The sequence below is a fragment of the Gordonia sp. B8661-1 genome, from assembly GCF_059427765.1.
Genome location: NZ_JCAHRL010000003.1, coordinates 386048 through 402970 on the forward strand (window position 1 = coordinate 386048; position 16923 = coordinate 402970).

Genomic DNA, 16923 nt, shown 5'->3' on the forward strand with positions numbered 1-16923 from the left:
GTGCGGCCCCAGACGACCATCGCAGGCACAACGAAAGGGATCACTCATGAGCGGCCACTCCAAATGGGCCACCACCAAGCACAAGAAGGCGGTCATCGATGCCAAGCGCGGCAAGATGTTCGCCAAGCTGATCAAGAACATCGAGGTGGCCGCCCGTACGGGCGGTGGTGATCCGGCCGGAAATCCGACATTGTTCGACGCCATCCAGAAGGCCAAGAAGTCGTCGGTGCCCAATGACAACATCGAACGCGCCCGCAAGCGCGGCGGCGGCGAGGAAGCCGGCGGCGCCGACTGGCAGACCATCATGTACGAGGGCTACGGACCCAACGGCGTCGCCGTGCTCATCGAGTGCCTCACCGACAACCGCAACCGGGCGGCAGGCGAGGTCCGCACCGCGATGACCCGCAACGGCGGCAACATGGCCGATCCCGGCTCGGTGTCCTACCTGTTCACCCGACGCGGGGTCGTCACCCTCGACAAGAACGACCAGACCGAGGACGACGTCCTGATGGCCGTCCTCGACGCGGGCGCCGAAGAGGTCAACGACCTCGGCGACTCCTTCGAGGTGGTCAGCGAACCCACCGACCTCGTCGCCGTGCGCACCGCACTCCAGGAGGCGGGGATCGACTACGACTCCGCCGAGGCCGACTTCCGCGCATCCGTCGAGGTCCCGGTCGATGCCGACGGCGCCCGCAAGGTGTTCAAACTCGTCGACGCCCTTGAGGACTCCGACGACGTGCAGAACGTGTACACCAATGTCGATGTCAGCGACGAAGTGCTTGCCGAACTCGACGACGAGTGAGGTGAGAGCGGCGGGCGTTCGCCTCCGCGTGTTGATGCCCGCTCCCGTCGCACCCGGCCGATAGAATCTCGAACAACTGTTCGGAGATCGTCGGAGGTGCGCTGTGCGCGTGATGGGTGTCGATCCGGGGCTGACGCGTTGCGGAATCGCGTTGGTGGAGGCGGGACGCGGTCGCGCCGTCACCGCTCTGGATGTCGATGTGGTGCGCACCCCGTCGGACATGGACCTCGCCGAGCGTCTGCTCATGGTCTACACGTCGGCCTGCCATTGGCTCGACACCCACCAACCGGATGTCGTGGCCATCGAACGGGTCTTCGCACAGAACCAGGTGTCCACCGCGATGGGCACCGCGCAGGCGGGCGGAGTGATCGCACTCGCGGCCGGTCAGCGTGACGTTCCGGTGCGTTTTCACACACCGTCCGAGGTCAAGGCCGCGGTGACAGGTAACGGCCGCGCCGACAAGGCGCAGGTCACCGCGATGGTCACGCGAATCCTCGGCATGCAGACCAAACCACGCCCGGCGGATGCCGCGGATGCGCTGGCCCTGGCCATCTGCCATTGCTGGCGCGGACCCATGATGGAGAAGATGGCCGAGGCGCAACGCCGTGCCGATCTCGCGGCACGCAAGCACCGCGAGCGTCTGGCACAGGCGACCGGTCGTAAACGGGGAGGAGCCGCATGATCGCGTCCGTGCGTGGACCGGTGATCGACGTCGCCCTCGATCATGTCGTGATCGATTGTGCGGGAGTCGGTTACCGCGTTCTGGTCACCCCGCCGACCCTCTCGTCGGTGCGGCGCGGCGAGGAAACGACGCTTCTCACGTCGATGATCGTCCGCGAGGACTCGATGACCCTCTACGGGTTCACCGAACCGGACGCGCGATCGCTGTTCGCCCTGCTCCAAACCGTCACCGGGGTCGGGCCGCGGCTCGCGATGGCCACGCTCGCGGTCCTCGAACCCGACGCGTTGCGGCGCGCGCTCGCCGACTCGGATGTGAAAGCGCTGACCACGGTGCCCGGAATCGGCAAACGGGTCGCCGAGCGGCTCGTCGTGGAACTGCGGGACAAGGTCGACGTGCCGACCGGCGGCGCCGTGGGCGCGACCGGCGCTGCGGTGACCGGATCGGTGCGGGATCAGGTGATCGAGGCGCTGGTCGGGCTCGGTTTCACCGCTGCGCCCGCCGAGAAGGCGGTCACGGCCGTACTCGTCGACAATCCGGATGCGGATGCCTCGACGGCACTGCGAAACTCCTTGGCGCTCTTGGGTAAAACGACATGATGCACACACCGGACCCGAACGATCCCGACGCCGACGATCGGGAGGTCTCCGCCGCCGCGCTGGTCGGGGACAGTGAGTTCGATGCGGGGCTGCGGCCACGCTCACTCGCCGATTTCATCGGTCAGCCCCGCGTGTGCGAGCAACTCGAACTGGTGCTGCACGGCGCGAAGGGACGCGGCGGAACGCCGGATCACATCCTGTTGTCCGGCCCCCCGGGCCTCGGCAAGACGTCACTCGCGATGATCATCGCGGCCGAGATGGGTGCGGCGATACGGGTGACCTCCGGACCTGCTCTGGAACGGGCGGGCGATCTGGCCGCCATGCTGTCCAACCTGGTCGAGGGCGATGTCCTGTTCATCGACGAGATCCACCGGATCGCCCGGCCGGCCGAAGAGATGCTGTACCTGGCGATGGAGGACTTCCGCGTCGACGTGGTGGTGGGGAAGGGACCCGGCGCCACATCGATTCCCCTGGACGTGGCGCCGTTCACGCTGGTGGGCGCGACCACCCGATCCGGCTCGCTGACCGGCCCGCTGCGCGACCGGTTCGGCTTCACCGCACACATGGAGTTCTACGAGACGAGCGAACTCGTCCGGGTGCTGCGGCGTTCCGCGGGCATCCTCGGGATTCCGTTGCAGGACGACGCCGCCACGGAGGTGGCAGGGCGGTCGCGCGGCACACCACGGATCGCGAACCGATTGTTGCGCCGCGTGCGCGACTATGCGGAGGTCCGCGGTGACGGTGTGGTCACCGTCGACGTCGCCCGCGCCGCGCTCGCGGTGTACGACGTCGACGCACTCGGATTCGATCGCCTGGACCGTGCGGTGCTCAATGCGCTCGTCCGGGGTTTCGGCGGTGGGCCGGTGGGTGTGTCGACGCTCGCGGTTGCCGTGGGGGAGGAACCCGCGACGGTCGAGGAGGTGTGCGAACCGTTCCTGGTGCGTGCCGGGATGGTCGCCCGGACCCCGCGCGGCCGGGTGGCCACCGCCGCCGCCTGGCATCATCTCGGGCTGACTCCGCCGGCCGGCGCGCTCAACGCGAGCTTCGGTGTGCGGACTCGCGACAACGGTGCGCCAGGCCTCTTCGATGACTTCTGACCGGCGGGATCCGTCAACACCATGCAGCGCATGGCACACTGAATAACGGCCGTTGGATCGATTCGGATGCATTCGTGTGGATGTGCACGACCCTGAACCGATCCCGAAAATCGGACAATTCTCCCGGCGGCCGGATCTCAGATCCTCCGACGAACCGACAACAAGGATTGACGCAGTAGCCATGGAATCACTTTTGTTCCCCCTCCTCTTCGCGATGCTGATCGTGTTCATGTTCTTCAGCATGCGGAAGCAGAAGAAGCGCATGACCGAGATCCAGGAGATGCAGCAGGCCGTCTCCACAGGCGCTCGGGTTCAGCTCACCGCGGGGCTCTTCGCTACCGTCGTCGACGCATCGTCCGACGATTACGTCGACCTCGAGATCGCCACGGGCGTCGTCTCGCGATTCAACCGTCAGGCCATTGTCCGCGTCGTCCCCGTCGACGAAGCCGGACAGACCTACCCGGGCGCCCTCGATGTGCATCCGGAGCAGATCGACGACGTCGATCTGGATTCGCCGAAGGACGTGGACACCCCGTCCGACGGTTCCTCCGACGACACCAAGTGATCGAACGCTGACCGCGTTGCCGATACCCGGGCGAACAGAGCCCCGGGTGTCGGCCCTTCGGTGTGTCAGCGCAGTCAGTAGAGTGGGCGACCGACCACTCTGCGGGTCGCGTCGGGCCTCGGGCCCGTTCGACCCGCGCGTCCGTCCGAGTTTTTGCGCATCCAGGAGATCAGAACAGCAGTGACGACATCCCGCCGAGCGTCGGCGAAGCGGTCGGGGCCTCAGAACGAGATCCCGCCGTGGAGGCCTCTGACAGCATTCCTAGCGTTGCTGGCCATCGTGTATGGCCTGGTCTTCTTCACCGGAGGCGGTTCGATCGAACCGAAACTGGGCATCGATCTGCAGGGCGGAACGCGCGTGACCCTGACCGCGCGTACCCCGGACGGTAAGGCGCCGCCCAAGGAGCAGCTCGACCAGGCCAAGCAGATCATCGAGCAGCGTGTGAACGGTCTCGGTGTCTCCGGCTCCGAAGTCGTGGTCAGCGGCTCGAATCTGGTCATCACGGTCCCCGGCGACGACGGCAAGCAGGCGCGATCGCTGGGTCAGACGGCGCGGCTGTTCGTGCGCCCGGTGGAGCAGGTGCAGCCCACGACTCCGGATCAGAACAAAGAGGTTCCGAAGAGCGCCACGGACAAGAACCTCGATCAGCAGGATCGCGAGACCCAGGCCAAGGCGATCGAGGCGCAGCGCAAACTCCGACAGGCACCCAAGGGGTCGCCTCCGCAGGCACTCGCCGGGCAGATGGCGAAAGTGAACTGCGCGCCCAACGCGAACGACCCGCTGCTCGGCAATGATCTGCCGGATCAGTATCTGGTGGCCTGTTCGCAGGACGGCACCGAGGTGTATCTCCTCGGCCCGCAGATCATCGACGGCCGGGACATCAAGGCCGCCAACGCACACACGACGCAGCAGGCGGGCTCGTGGGTCGTCTCGGTCGAATTCAAGGGCGGCGCACAGCAGTTCTGGCCCACCTACACAGCTCAGAACGTCGGCAAGCAGACCGCCTTCACGCTCGATTCCCGCGTGGTGTCCGCACCGCAGATCCAGGGCGCGATCACCACCCCGCAGACCGAGATCAGCGGCAACTTCACCCAGGACGACGCGAAGAACCTCGCGAACGTGCTCAAGTACGGGTCGCTCCCGCTGTCGTTCGAATCGTCGGACGCCGAATCGGTCTCGGCGTCGCTGGGCAGTTCGTATCTGCAGGCGGGCCTGATCGCAGGCGCGATCGGACTCATCGCGGTGCTGCTGTACGCCCTGCTCTACTACCGCATGCTCGGCATCCTCACGATCCTGTCGCTGATCCTGTCCGGCCTCATGGTCTACGGCATCATCGTGCTGCTGGGTCGCTGGATCGGCTTCACGCTCGACCTGGCCGGTATCGCCGGTCTGATCATCGGTATCGGCATGACGGCCGACTCGTTCGTCGTCTACTTCGAACGAATAAAGGACGAGATGCGCGAGGGCCGAAGTTTCCGGTCCGCGGTGCCACGTGGCTGGGCCAGTGCCCGTCGCACCATCTGGTCGGGTAACGCCGTCAGCTTCATCGCCGCCGTCGTCATCTACGTGCTCGCGGTCGGTGAGGTGAAGGGCTTCGCCTTCACCCTCGGCCTGACGACCATCCTCGACGTCGTCGTCGTGTTCCTGGTGACCCACCCGCTGGTGGTGCTGGCCAGCCGGTCGAACTTCCTGTCGCGCCCGGGCGTCACGGGACTCGGTGCCGTCAGCGAGATCGCGCGTGAACGTCGCATCGCCCGCGCCGAACGCCTGGCCAAACTCGTACCGGCGGGCTCGTCGGCGCAATCCGATCCGGCATCGAGTGGAGAGGAGCCGACGCGATGATCATGCAGACCCCAGAACCCGGTCGTCCCAACTCCGGACGTATCGGCGGTGGCCGCGGTGTCCCGCCCCGGCCCACCCCCACCATCGATCCGGACGACGACCCGACCGTCGACGAGTACGTGGTCGACGACACGGATCTCGTCGCGGAGAAGGACCGCTCCTTCCTGTCGCGGTTGTACACGGGCACCGGTGCGTTCCAGATCGTGCAGCGTCGGCGCATGTGGTACCTCATCACCGCCGCGATCCTGCTCGTGTGCCTGCTCTCGATGATCTTCCGGGGCTTCACCCTGGGCATCGACTTCGAGGGCGGCACGCAGGTCTCGCTCCCGGCCACGTCGAGCAGCGTCACCACCGACGCCGTCAAGGACGTGTTCACGCAAGCCATCGGTGATGAGCCACAGCTCGTGGAGAGCGCCGGTTCCGGGGCATCCAAGACCATCCAGGTACGCACCGAGTCGCTGACGCTGCCGCAGACCGAGCAACTCAGTCAGGCACTCGCCGAACGATTCGCGCCCGACATCACGGTCTCCGACGTCAGCTCCTCGGACGTGAGTTCGACCTGGGGCGGCGAGATCACCAAGAAGATGATCATCGCGCTGATCGTCTTCCTCGTCATCGTCTTCGTCTACATCGCGGTCCGATTCGACAGGGAGATGTCGATCGCCGCGATGGCATCGCTCTTCTTCGACATCGTGGTCACCGCCGGTGTCTACTCCCTGGTCGGCTGGGAGGTCACGCCGGCGACAGTCATCGGTCTGCTCACCATTCTCGGCTTCTCCGTCTACGACACGGTGGTGGTGTTCGACAAGGTCGGCGAGAACACCCGTTCGGTACTCGCGACCACGCGTCGTACCTATGCGGAGCAGACGAACCTCGCGGTCAACCAGACACTCATGCGGTCGATCAACACCACGGTCATCTCGGTGCTCCCGATCATCGCCCTGATGGTCATCGCGGTGTGGTTGCTGGGCGTCGGCACGCTCAAGGACCTGGGCCTGATCCAGCTCGTCGGCGTGGTCGTCGGTACCTACTCGTCGATCTTCCTCGCCGCGCCACTGTTGGTGACGCTGAAGGAACGCCGCAAGGACATCGCGAAACACACCAAGCGGGTCATGGATCGTCGCGCACGGATCGAGGCGGGGGAGACCGTGACCGAGCCCCGCCGTGTGCGCGCACGCAGCGGTGACGCTTCGCAGAGTCCGACCGGAAAACGTCGTCGCTCGCGTTAATGTACGGATCGTGACAGTGCATTCGTCCCGCCGGAACGGATCGTCCGGCAGCGGCACCCGGGGTGGCGTGGTCGTCGGGCTGGTTGCGGTCCTGGCGATGATCGCGGGCCTGCTGACCGCATGTGGTGAGGACGGCCCACCGACCATCGACTATGTCGTCGATGCCCGGATCGACTCGTACAACGCGAATACCGTGTCCGGCAACGCTTCCGGTGTCCTGATGGCGACGACCCGGATGCTGCCCGGTTTCAGCTTCCTGGGTGCTTCCGGTCAGGTGACACCCGACCGGGACGTCGGCACGGTGACGCGTGTCGAGGGGCCGTCGCTCACCCTGCGCTACGACTTCACCAAGGCGGCCGAGTTCTCCGACGGCCAGGCTCTCGACTGCGACGATCTGCAGTTGGCGTGGGCCGCGATGAGCGGGCGATTCCCGGAATTCCGGCCCGCGACGACAGCGGGTTACCGGGACATCACCCGGGTCGACTGCGGGGCGGGCGACAAGACCGCGACCGTGACCTTCGCGCCCGGCCGCGATTACCGGAACTGGTTGTCGCTGTTCGGCGCCGGCACACTGATGCCGGCGCACGTCGTGGCCCGGGAGGCGGGCATCGCGACGGTCATCGATCCGATCCGGACCCGCGACGGCGAGGTACTCGCCCGCATCGCGAAGGCCTGGAACACCGGGTTCGCGCTGACCCCCGGAGAGAAGCCGGATCCCGAGCGGTTCCCGTCATCCGGTCCGTATCGCATCGACGACTATTCGGCGTCGGGCGGACTGCGCCTGGTCGCCAACGACAAGTGGTGGGGTGATGCCCCGGCCACCGGACAGATCGTGGTGTGGGGGCGCGGTACCGAGACCGAGAAGCGGCTGACCGACCATGCCTTCGACGTGTCGGACGTCACAGCGGGACTGGTCGAGGGCGATGTCACGACCGACGATCCCGACGCGAAGCCCGCACAGTCCGATCCGCGTCGGGCGCTGGCCGTCGAACAGCTCGTGCTCGCGCAGTCCGGGGTGCTCGGCGACCTTCGGGCACGTCAGGCCTTCGCGTCGTGTGTCCCGCGTAATGACCTGGCGAAGCAGTTCGGTCAGGGCGGCCAGATGTGGAACCTGCGGGCGCTCGCCCCCGCCGACACTCTGGCCGGTCAGCTGAACGGTTCCTTCGGTCGGGGATACGCACGGCCGGACATCTCCCGGGCTCGTGGGCTCGCCGACGAGATCGCGCAATCGGGCCCGGGGCGGCCCCGTATCCGGATCGGCTATCTGGCGCCGACGCAGCGCCGCAAGGACATGGTGGCCGCGATCACGGAATCCTGTCGCGGTGCCGGAATCGAGATCGTCGACAGCGGTTCACCCTCGGCGGCACCGAGATTCGGTCGAGACGTGGATGTGCTGATCACCGTGAGTGGCGCGGCATTCGCGGCGGCGGGCGCCGCCGACCCCTCCCGTGATTCCTATCAGCTGCGGGCGGGGGATCCGCTGAACATCGGCGACTACCGGGACCCGGCCGTGACACCCGCCATCGACAAACTCGTGGTGTCCGACCTCGCCGCGGACCGACTGGACCTGGTACGCGCCGTGGAGAACGCGGCCTGGGGATCGTTGCCGTCGATCCCGCTGTTCGCCGCACCGCGCGTGCAACTGCATCGTGCACGGGTCGTCAACGTGGTACCGGGGCAGGGACGCAACGGTACGGGCTGGAACATGGACCGGTGGGCGATACATGACTGACATTCGAGCGACTGTGGAAAGTGCAGTGACACAAGTGGATTCCATTACACAGCAGGCGCTGGCGGCGGCCCGTGCGGCGATCGACGACCATGCGCGCACAGTGCCGGACTTCCCGGCGCCCGGAATCACCTTCAAGGACCTGACTCCTGTGCTGGCGCACCCGGACGGTCTGTCCGCGGTCGTCACCGCGCTCACACACGGGTGCGGCGGAGTCGACCTCGTAGCCGGCATCGATGCACGGGGATTCCTCCTCGGCGGTGCGGTCGCCCGCGAACTGGGGGTGGGTGTGCTCGCCGTGCGCAAGGGCGGCAAACTGCCGCCTCCGGTGCGAAGCGTCGACTATGCCCTGGAGTACGGGTCGGCCACTCTCGAGATCCCCGCGACCGGACTTGACATCACCGGTCAGCGGGTGCTGATCGTCGACGACGTGCTCGCCACCGGCGGCACGATCGTGGCGGCCGCGGATCTGTTGCGTGACGCGGGTGCGGTCGTGGAGGCCGTTGCCGTGATCATGGAACTCGACGGTCTCGGCGGACGTGCGACCATCGCGAAGGGCTGTGGAAGCGAACTTCCTGTGCTGAGCGTGACATCGGACTGAGCATGGCATCGTCGGTGGGGGCACGTTCGCTGGGCGGCGCGGACTAGAATCGACAGTTCAGAACAGCGGACCGAGAGGAGACCGGATGCACGACGAGGTCGACACCGGGCCGCGACAGTCCGCCGAGCAGGCGTTGTCGCCCGACACGGGCGGATCGTCCTCCGCCTCGCGCCGTGTGCGGGCGAGGCTCGCGCGCCGCATGACCGCGACCCGCAGTCCCGTTCGGCCGGTCCTCGAGCCGCTCGTGACGCTGCATCGGGAGATCTACCCGAAGGCCGACGTCGCACTGCTGCAGCATGCCTACGACGTGGCCGATGAGCGCCACCGCGGACAGATGCGCAAGTCCGGCGACCCCTACATCACCCACCCCCTGGCGGTCGCGACGATCCTCGCCGATCTCGGCATGGACACCATCACGCTCGTCGCCGGTCTGCTGCACGACACCGTCGAGGACACCGGCTACACCCTCGCGGAACTGGAGAAGGACTTCGGTGCCGATGTCGCGCACCTCGTCGACGGCGTGACCAAACTCGACAAGGTCGCGCTGGGCAGCGCCGCCGAGGCCGAGACGATCCGCAAGATGATCATCGCGATGGCACGCGACCCGCGCGTGCTCGTTATCAAGGTCGCCGACCGTCTGCACAACATGCGCACGATGCGTTTCCTGCCGCCCGAGAAGCAGGCACGCAAGGCCCGCGAAACCCTCGAAGTCATTGCGCCACTTGCTCATCGGCTGGGAATGGCGACGGTCAAATGGGAGCTCGAGGACCTGTCCTTCGCGATTCTGCACCCCAAGCGCTATGAGGAGATCGTGCGCCTGGTCGCCGACCGCGCACCGTCGCGCGACACCTATCTGGCACGGGTACGGGCCGACATCAACAACGCGCTCGGCGCCGCACGCATCTCCGCGGTCGTCGAGGGACGTCCGAAGCATTATTGGTCGATCTATCAGAAGATGATCGTCAAGGGCCGCGACTTCGACGACATCCATGACCTCGTCGGCATCCGGATCCTGTGCCACGAGGAGCGCGACTGCTATGCGGCCGTCGGCGTGGTGCATTCGCTGTGGCAACCGATGGCCGGACGCTTCAAGGACTACATCGCGCAACCCCGCTTCGGCGTCTATCAGTCGTTGCACACCACCGTCATCGGGCCGGAGGGCAAGCCGCTCGAAGTGCAGATCCGGACCGAGGAAATGCACCGGACCGCCGAGTTCGGGATCGCCGCGCACTGGCGCTACAAGGAGAACGGGTACCGGAGCCGCGGTAAGGGTGGCCGGAAACCGACCGACACCGCCGAGGTCGACGACATGGCGTGGATGCGCCAGCTCCTCGACTGGCAGCGTGAGGCCGCCGACCCCGGTGAGTTCCTCGAATCCTTGCGTTACGACCTAGCGGTGCAGGAGATCTTCGTGTTCACGCCGAAGGGCGACGTGATCACGTTGCCTGCCGGGTCGACGCCCGTCGACTTCGCCTACGCCGTCCACACCGAGGTCGGGCATCGCTGCATCGGTGCCCGGGTCAACGGCAGGCTGGTGGCGCTCGAACGCCCCCTCGAGAACGGTGAGGTCATCGAGGTGTTCACCTCGAAGGCTCCGAACGCCGGTCCGAGCAAGGACTGGCAGAACTTCGTGGTGTCACCGCGCGCGAAGGCCAAGATCCGGCAGTGGTTCGCGAAGGAACGTCGCGAAGAGGCGCTGGAATCCGGCAAGGAAGCCATCGTCAAGGAGGTGCGACGCGGCGGAATGCCGTTGCAGCGCTTGCTGAATGCCGACTCGATGGCGGCGGTCGCCAAGGAACTGCGCTACACGGATGTATCGGCGCTCTACACCGCCGTGGGCGAGAATCATGTGTCCGCGCGACACGTGGTCAACCGCCTGGTGGCCTTGCTCGGCGGCATCGACGACGCGGTCGACGAAATCGCGGAACGGTCCACGCCGTCGACCATGCCGACCCGCACCCGCCAGGGGGGCGACGCCGGTGTCATCGTCGAGGGAGCCGACAACATCCTGGCCAAATTGGCGAAGTGCTGTACGCCGGTGCCCGGCGACGAGATCATGGGGTTCGTCACACGCGGCGGTGGGATCAGTGTGCATCGCACCGACTGCACCAACGCGGAGTCACTGCGTGAACAACCCGAACGCATTCTCGAGGTGTCGTGGGCACCGTCGGCGTCGTCGGTGTTCCTGGTCGCGATTCAGGTGGAGGCGCTCGACCGGCACCGGCTGCTGTCGGATGTCACCAAGGTGCTGGCCGACGAACGCGTGAACATCCTGTCCGCCTCGGTCACGACCAGCCGCGACCGGGTGGCGGTCAGCAAGTTCACCTTCGAGATGGGCGACCCGAAGCATCTCGGGCATGTCCTCAACGTGGTGCGCAACGTCGAGGGCGTCTACGACGTCTATCGCGTCACCTCGGCCGCCTGACCGCTGCTTCACTCCGCTTGCTGTTGAGCTTCACTCCGTCGGTTGCGCGTCACTCCGCTGGTTGAGCTCGTCGAAACCACTGGCGCGTTCCGACGAGCTCAACCGCATCGGAGTCCCCGGTCAGGCGATCGTGGCCTTCTCGAAGGTGACGGGCATCTTCGGCTTGCCGTCCTGCGGATTGCGCTGGGGCATACCGGTCATCGGGTTGGGGCTGATGCCGGGGTTGACGCCGCCGGCGAAGACCTTGTCGACGACCTTCATGCCATCGGGCTCGACGGTGCCGACCACCGCGTAGTTCGGGGGCAGCTGGCCGTCCTGGACCAGGATGAAGAACTGCGACGACCCGCCCGAATTGCTCTCACCCTGCTGCGGCTGGCCCGAATTGGCGATGGCGACCGTACCGCGCGGGTAGATCGAGAGCTGCTGCTGACCACCCATCGGATCAGCCTGGCCGGCAGGCTTCAGCGTGGTCGGCGGCTCGTCGGGGCTGGCCCAGCCGGGACCGCCGATGCCCGTGCCGGTCGGATCGCCGCACTGGAGCACCTTGAGCTCCGCAGTGGTCATGCGATGGCAGGGAGCGTTGTCATAGAAGCCGTTCTCGGCCAGCGAGATGACGGCGCCGGTGTTGCACGGTGCGCCCTTGCGGTCGAGCTTGACCGGCAGGTCGCCCTGGTTGGTCGTGATCGTCAGGTTCGTCGTACCTTCCTTGGCCTGCGACTTCGGCGGCTTGGGAGCGGTACGGTCCTTGCCCTTGCCCGCCTGCACGGTCTCCATCTGCTCCTTGTAGAGAGCGCGTGCCGCGGGATCGGTCAGCTGCGGCGGGATATCGGTCTTCAGATCCTTGAAGTTGCTGGCCTTGTCGGTGTAATCGCAGGTGACGTGCGCGTTGTTGTAGCGGTCGGTCTGGATCTTGTCGACGATGAAGTAGGTCGCGGTGGCGACGACGGCGATCACCACGGCACCGGAGATGGAGCCGATGATGAGTTTGCGGCGACGTGCTTCCTGTCGTTCCCGCTCGAGGCGTTCTTCGAGTTTCCGCTTGGCCGCTTCGCGGCGTTCCTCGTTGGTGGACACGCGCTGCTGATCCTCCTGAAAATCGTGTGCCGTGGCTTCCCCAGCTGGGTGCTCGTCCGTCAGTGCCCGGCAGGCAACGGCGCTGATGCTACCGCGCGAGGTCAGTCTGCCAGCAGAACCTGAGAGTTCGATGTCCGGGTTGCCGTCGGCCCGGACACCCCTCGTGGCGTCTACCGGTCATGGCAGCGGTGATCATGCCGCGGGTGTTTGCCACAATGGAGGAATGCTGATCACCGGATTTCCGGCAGGTATGTTCCAGACGAACTGCTATCTGCTGGCCAACGAACCCGGCTCGGAGGCCGTCATCATCGACCCGGGCCAGGATTCGGCTCCGCGTGTCCGTGAATTGCTCAAGGAGCACGACCTGACGCCTGTCGCCGTACTTCTCACGCACGGACACCTCGATCACACGTGGAATGCGACCGAACTGGCCGACGAATACGGCATTCCCGTCTACATCCACGCCGACGACCGGCCGATGCTCACCGATCCCGGTATGGGCATGGGCAAGGCGCTCGAGTCGGTGATCGGTGCACTCGACTTCCGCGAACCCGACAAGGTCATCGAGTTCGAGGACGGCGAGGACGTCGAGCTCGCGGGCATCCGTATGTCGGTCGACCTGGCGCCCGGCCACACGCAGGGGTCGGTGCTACTGGGCATCGACGTGCCGCTGCCGTCCGAGGACGGATCGGAGAGCGAGCAGACCGTGCCGGTGGTCTTCTCCGGCGATGTGCTGTTCGCCGGCTCGATCGGCCGCACCGACCTGCCCGGGGGCGATCATCAGCAGCTGCTGGACTCCATCTCGTCGAAGCTGCTGCCGCTCTCCGACGACACCCAGGTTCTGCCCGGACACGGCCCGCAGACGTCGATCGGTGCGGAGCGAGCGGGCAACCCGTTCCTCACCGGACTGACCGCCGGCACCGAACCGGGAACCCCCAAGAAGGGACGCTACGGACTGTGAGCGCCGATTTCGCCGCACCGAAGGGCATTCCGGACTATTACCCGCCGAACTCCGCGGACTTCCGTCGGGTCCGCGACACCCTCACCGACGCGGCCCGGCGCGCCGGGTACGGGCACATCGAGCTGCCGGTCTTCGAGGACACGTCCCTGTTCGCCCGGGGCGTCGGTGAGTCGACCGACGTCGTGAGCAAGGAGATGTACACCTTCGCCGACCGTGGCGACCGCTCGGTGACGCTTCGCCCCGAGGGCACCGCCGGTGTGGTGCGTGCGGTCATCCAGCACGGCCTCGATCGTGGCCAGTTGCCGGTGAAGCTCTGTTATGCGGGGCCGTTCTTCCGATACGAGCGTCCGCAGGCCGGTCGCTACCGGCAGTTGCAGCAGGTCGGCGTGGAGGCGATCGGCATCGACGATCCGGCGCTCGACGCCGAGGTGATCGCGATCGCGGACGAGGGTTACCGCCGGCTCGGCCTGACCGGTTTCCGGTTGGAGATCACCTCGCTGGGTGATGATGCCAGCCGCGGCCCCTACCGGGAAGCGTTGCAGCAGTTCCTGTTCGGGCTCGATCTGGACGAGGCGACACGCAAGCGTGCGGAGATCAATCCGCTGCGTGTGCTCGACGACAAGCGTCCCGAGATCAAGGAGGCGACCGCCGGCGCGCCGCTGCTCGTCGATTACCTGACCGGCGAGGCCAAGGCGCACTTCGATGTCGTGCTGGCACACCTCGATCGGCTGAGTGTCCCCTACGTGGTCAATCCGCGACTGGTGCGCGGGCTCGACTACTACACCAAGACGACCTTCGAGTTCGTCCACGACGGCCTCGGCGCGCAGTCGGGCATCGGCGGCGGTGGTCGCTACGACGGTCTGATGACACTGCTCGGCGCGAAACAGGACCTGTCCGGCATCGGGTTCGGGCTCGGCGTCGACCGCACGATGCTCGCGCTGGAGGCCGAGGGCATCGCGCACGCCGACACCGCGCGCTGCGAGGTCTTCGGCGTACCGCTCGGTATGGATGCGAAAGCCGAAATGGTCGCTGTCGCAGGTCAACTGCGAGCTGCGGGCATCAGCGTCGACCTTGCCTACGGCGACCGCGCGCTCAAGGGTGCGATGAAAGCCGCCGACCGGTCCGGCGCCAGGCTCGCTCTCGTGCTCGGAGATCGTGAACTCGCCGAGCGGCGTATTGACATCAAGGACCTGACCAACGGTGAACAGACACAGGTGGCCCTCGACGACGTCGTCGGCACCGTCACGCGGATGCTCGACGGCGGCACGGCCGCCGGATAGCGAAGGCGAGCGGCGCTTGTCGCGCTGACTCCACGACAAGGGTAGTGCTGGCACCATCGTGCGCGACTGAATCGCGCGGTGTGATGGTGGCATGCGATCACGCGGGGTCATCTGGTATCTCAAACTGTCCTTCGTACCTGCCTGGATATCCTGGCTGATCGTCGCTGCGGCGGGTGGAACGATGGACGATCCCGTCGTGCAATTGGTGACGGCGGCGTTCGTGCCCGCGATGGCGGCGATCGTCGTCCGGACTGTGGTGACCGGAGAGGGATTTGCCGACGCCGGAATGTCGCTGCGACTCCGAAGCCATTGGCGCAGTTACCTTTTCGCGCTTGCCTTGGCGCCGATCACCCTCGGCATCGCCTTGGCCATGGCGTGGCTGATCGGCGTGTGGAGCCCGGGGGAGACGGATTGGGCGCAGCACCGAGGATTTCTCCTTGCCATACCGGTCATTCCGCTGCTGGCGGCGCCGATCTTCTTCGGGGAGGAATTCGGGTGGACCGCCTACCTCCGTGATCGACTGCTGCCGGGCCGGCCCATCGCCACCACCTTCCTGACCGGCCTGATCTGGGGCATCTGGCATTGGCCGCTGCCGTGGGTCGGCTACTTCGGCGGTTCCTCGCTCGCCATGGGTGACGCCGTGATCGCGATGCTGTTGTGGATTCCGCTGTCGATACTCCTGGAGTTCCTGATCGGATTCGTCTGGGGAAGAAGTGGTTCGGTGTGGCCGTCGACCATCGTCCACGGCGGTGGCAACCTGGTCGTCGCGGCCGGCATCGACATCCTCACCGGATCGGCATTGTCTGTCACCGGGAGCACGCTCCTCTACATCGCGGCGATGGTTCCGGTCGTTGCAGTGGTGGTGGTGTGGCCGGCTGTTGCGCGACGTGGTGGTGTCGGTCAAACGGTAGACATTCGGCGAGACGCATTGTCCGTGTCCTGCGCGCCGAGGCTCGATTACACGAAAGGATGATGGCGGCTCATCCTCGTTGACTGCTAGCGTTTCTCGCGATATTCGCACGAGATGAAGGGCAGGACATGGCAACCCACGCCGAAACATTGACTGCCGAGATCGATGCGTTCTATCAGGGCTTCGGTCAGCCTCGTGCACTGATGGACGCTCTGCGGTCGTCGGTGTTGCTTCTGCCGCTCACCGATGACGAGCGCGTCTGGCGCAGTGAGGTCGGTGGCCTCGGGTGGGTGAGTGTGTTCACCGAGGAGGCGCAATACGCGGCGTTCGTCGCGGCCAAAGGTGAGGACGGTACGGACAAGAAGTACTCCATGATGTCGGGGGCCCAGGTCATCGACGACGTGGCAACGAGTTTCGGGTCGCCGACCGGGATCGTCGTCGACCCGTGTGGTGACCATCCGATGGCGTTCCCGCCGGAGCTGGAAGGAGTGCCGGATGGCCGACGGGGGTGGTGAACTCAACGTCTCGCCCGATGTGCTGAACAAGGCTGCCGCGGGGATCACCGGGATCATCGGCGAATTGTCGGAATTGGGGATCGGCGAGACAGGTGCGGTGGGCCGAGGCTTCGCAATGCTGTCGTTGTCGCCTGTCGAGGCCGGATCAGAAACCGTACAGAAGTCCTTTGAGGAGTTCGCCGAACGGTGGTCGTGGGGCGTACGCAACCTCGTCCAATCGGCGAACGACATGGCGGAGACTCTCGGTCTTGCCGCAGGCCGCTACCACATCATGGAGCGCGAGAACGTTGACGCCATGAAGACTGCGTGGACCCATGTGCTCGGCAATCCGTACTTGTCGGATGAGGAGATCGCCAAGCGATCGGCTGATGAGACCTTCGCGGACAACGGCATCAACCACATCCTGCACCCGGACTACAGCAAAGAGTCGTTCGACGACGCGTACCGCGAGGGCATCCAGAACGGACACGGGCTGTTGGCGGCCAAGGATCAGATTCTTGCCAACATCTCCGGCCGGGAGGTCGGCGACGCCCGGCCCGGTTACGACACCGGCGCCGCGGAGAAGATCGCCGACGCACAAGCTCGGCACGCGCCTTCGGGCGATGGCCGCTGACC

16 protein-coding genes are annotated in these 16923 nt (G+C 66.2%); 15 read left to right on the forward strand and 1 reads right to left on the reverse strand.

The window, feature by feature from the left end; all coding sequences use genetic code 11:
* The first annotated feature begins 46 nt into the window (after positions 1-46).
* The 10 genes from AC4JJG_RS09275 (at position 47) to AC4JJG_RS09320 (ending at position 11568) form a co-directional block, all read left to right on the forward strand.
* Positions 47-802: a YebC/PmpR family DNA-binding transcriptional regulator gene (locus tag AC4JJG_RS09275; protein ID WP_495400760.1), complete on the forward strand. Its 756-nt coding sequence runs from the start codon at positions 47-49 to the stop codon at positions 800-802.
* A 103-nt stretch (positions 803-905) separates the two neighbouring features.
* On the forward strand, positions 906-1484 hold the full coding sequence (gene ruvC / locus AC4JJG_RS09280) for a crossover junction endodeoxyribonuclease RuvC (protein ID WP_495400759.1): 579 nt from the start codon (positions 906-908) through the stop codon (positions 1482-1484).
* Positions 1481-2080 carry a Holliday junction branch migration protein RuvA gene (ruvA, locus tag AC4JJG_RS09285; protein ID WP_495400758.1) on the forward strand — a complete coding sequence of 200 codons (600 nt, stop codon included), beginning with the start codon at positions 1481-1483 and terminating at the stop codon, positions 2078-2080. The genes ruvC and ruvA overlap by 4 nt, the downstream gene beginning before the upstream one ends.
* The gene (gene ruvB, locus AC4JJG_RS09290; protein ID WP_495400757.1) at positions 2077-3177 is read left to right on the forward strand and encodes a Holliday junction branch migration DNA helicase RuvB; all 1101 of its coding nucleotides are present in this window, start codon (positions 2077-2079) and stop codon (positions 3175-3177) included. Before ruvA ends, ruvB begins: the two co-directional genes overlap by 4 nt.
* A gap of 181 nt (positions 3178-3358) precedes the next feature.
* Positions 3359-3742, forward strand: a complete 384-nt coding sequence (gene yajC / locus AC4JJG_RS09295) for a preprotein translocase subunit YajC (protein WP_495400756.1) — start codon at positions 3359-3361, stop codon at positions 3740-3742.
* A 180-nt stretch (positions 3743-3922) separates the two neighbouring features.
* On the forward strand, positions 3923-5584 hold the full coding sequence (secD, locus tag AC4JJG_RS09300; RefSeq protein ID WP_495400755.1) for a protein translocase subunit SecD: 1662 nt from the start codon (positions 3923-3925) through the stop codon (positions 5582-5584).
* Positions 5581-6813 (forward strand): protein translocase subunit SecF, encoded by a 1233-nt coding sequence (secF, locus tag AC4JJG_RS09305; RefSeq protein ID WP_495400754.1) that lies wholly within the window; start codon positions 5581-5583, stop codon positions 6811-6813. Before secD ends, secF begins: the two co-directional genes overlap by 4 nt.
* 97 nt (positions 6814-6910) lie before the next feature.
* Complete coding sequence (locus tag AC4JJG_RS09310) at positions 6911-8545, forward strand: ABC transporter substrate-binding protein (protein WP_495401021.1); 1635 nt, start codon at positions 6911-6913, stop codon at positions 8543-8545.
* Entirely contained in the window at positions 8538-9143 is a 606-nt protein-coding gene (locus AC4JJG_RS09315; RefSeq protein WP_495405757.1) for an adenine phosphoribosyltransferase, read from the forward strand. Before AC4JJG_RS09310 ends, AC4JJG_RS09315 begins: the two co-directional genes overlap by 8 nt.
* 85 nt (positions 9144-9228) lie before the next feature.
* Positions 9229-11568 carry a RelA/SpoT family protein gene (locus AC4JJG_RS09320; protein WP_495400752.1) on the forward strand — a complete coding sequence of 780 codons (2340 nt, stop codon included), beginning with the start codon at positions 9229-9231 and terminating at the stop codon, positions 11566-11568.
* Between the two features lie 120 nt (positions 11569-11688).
* On the opposite strand, the gene AC4JJG_RS09325 is transcribed toward AC4JJG_RS09320, so the two are convergent.
* Positions 11689-12642, reverse strand: a complete 954-nt coding sequence (locus tag AC4JJG_RS09325) for a peptidylprolyl isomerase (RefSeq protein ID WP_495400751.1) — start codon at positions 12640-12642, stop codon at positions 11689-11691.
* 223 nt (positions 12643-12865) lie between these two features.
* On the opposite strand from AC4JJG_RS09325, the gene AC4JJG_RS09330 reads away from it, so the two are divergent.
* The 5 genes from AC4JJG_RS09330 to AC4JJG_RS09350 all read left to right on the forward strand — a co-directional run bounded on the left by AC4JJG_RS09330 (position 12866) and on the right by AC4JJG_RS09350 (position 16921).
* Entirely contained in the window at positions 12866-13603 is a 738-nt protein-coding gene (locus AC4JJG_RS09330) for an MBL fold metallo-hydrolase (RefSeq protein WP_495400750.1), read from the forward strand.
* Complete coding sequence (hisS, locus tag AC4JJG_RS09335) at positions 13600-14883, forward strand: histidine--tRNA ligase (RefSeq protein WP_495400749.1); 1284 nt, start codon at positions 13600-13602, stop codon at positions 14881-14883. The genes AC4JJG_RS09330 and hisS overlap by 4 nt, the downstream gene beginning before the upstream one ends.
* A 91-nt stretch (positions 14884-14974) precedes the next feature.
* Positions 14975-15856, forward strand: coding sequence for a CPBP family intramembrane glutamic endopeptidase (locus AC4JJG_RS09340; protein WP_495400748.1), 882 nt, complete (start codon positions 14975-14977; stop codon positions 15854-15856).
* Positions 15857-15921: 65 nt separating this feature from the next.
* The gene (locus AC4JJG_RS09345; protein ID WP_495400747.1) at positions 15922-16308 is read left to right on the forward strand and encodes an SseB family protein; all 387 of its coding nucleotides are present in this window, start codon (positions 15922-15924) and stop codon (positions 16306-16308) included.
* Positions 16289-16921: a hypothetical protein gene (locus AC4JJG_RS09350; protein WP_495400746.1), complete on the forward strand. Its 633-nt coding sequence runs from the start codon at positions 16289-16291 to the stop codon at positions 16919-16921. The genes AC4JJG_RS09345 and AC4JJG_RS09350 overlap by 20 nt, the downstream gene beginning before the upstream one ends.
* The last annotated feature ends 2 nt before the right edge of the window (positions 16922-16923 follow it).

Excerpts from the sequence above, each read along its gene's own strand:
- AC4JJG_RS09315 (WP_495405757.1), top strand. The coding sequence starts at position 8,538 with ATGACTGACATTCGAGCGACTGTGGAAAGTGCAGTGACACAAGTGGAT.
- yajC (WP_495400756.1), top strand. The coding sequence starts at position 3,359 with ATGGAATCACTTTTGTTCCCCCTCCTCTTCGCGATGCTGATCGTGTTC.
- secF (WP_495400754.1), top strand. The coding sequence starts at position 5,581 with ATGATCATGCAGACCCCAGAACCCGGTCGTCCCAACTCCGGACGTATC.
- AC4JJG_RS09320 (WP_495400752.1), top strand. The coding sequence starts at position 9,229 with ATGCACGACGAGGTCGACACCGGGCCGCGACAGTCCGCCGAGCAGGCG.
- AC4JJG_RS09330 (WP_495400750.1), top strand. The coding sequence starts at position 12,866 with ATGCTGATCACCGGATTTCCGGCAGGTATGTTCCAGACGAACTGCTAT.
- AC4JJG_RS09275 (WP_495400760.1), top strand. The coding sequence starts at position 47 with ATGAGCGGCCACTCCAAATGGGCCACCACCAAGCACAAGAAGGCGGTC.
- AC4JJG_RS09350 (WP_495400746.1), top strand. The coding sequence starts at position 16,289 with ATGGCCGACGGGGGTGGTGAACTCAACGTCTCGCCCGATGTGCTGAAC.
- ruvB (WP_495400757.1), top strand. The coding sequence starts at position 2,077 with ATGATGCACACACCGGACCCGAACGATCCCGACGCCGACGATCGGGAG.
- AC4JJG_RS09340 (WP_495400748.1), top strand. The coding sequence starts at position 14,975 with ATGCGATCACGCGGGGTCATCTGGTATCTCAAACTGTCCTTCGTACCT.
- AC4JJG_RS09310 (WP_495401021.1), top strand. The coding sequence starts at position 6,911 with ATGATCGCGGGCCTGCTGACCGCATGTGGTGAGGACGGCCCACCGACC.
- AC4JJG_RS09345 (WP_495400747.1), top strand. The coding sequence starts at position 15,922 with ATGGCAACCCACGCCGAAACATTGACTGCCGAGATCGATGCGTTCTAT.
- ruvA (WP_495400758.1), top strand. The coding sequence starts at position 1,481 with ATGATCGCGTCCGTGCGTGGACCGGTGATCGACGTCGCCCTCGATCAT.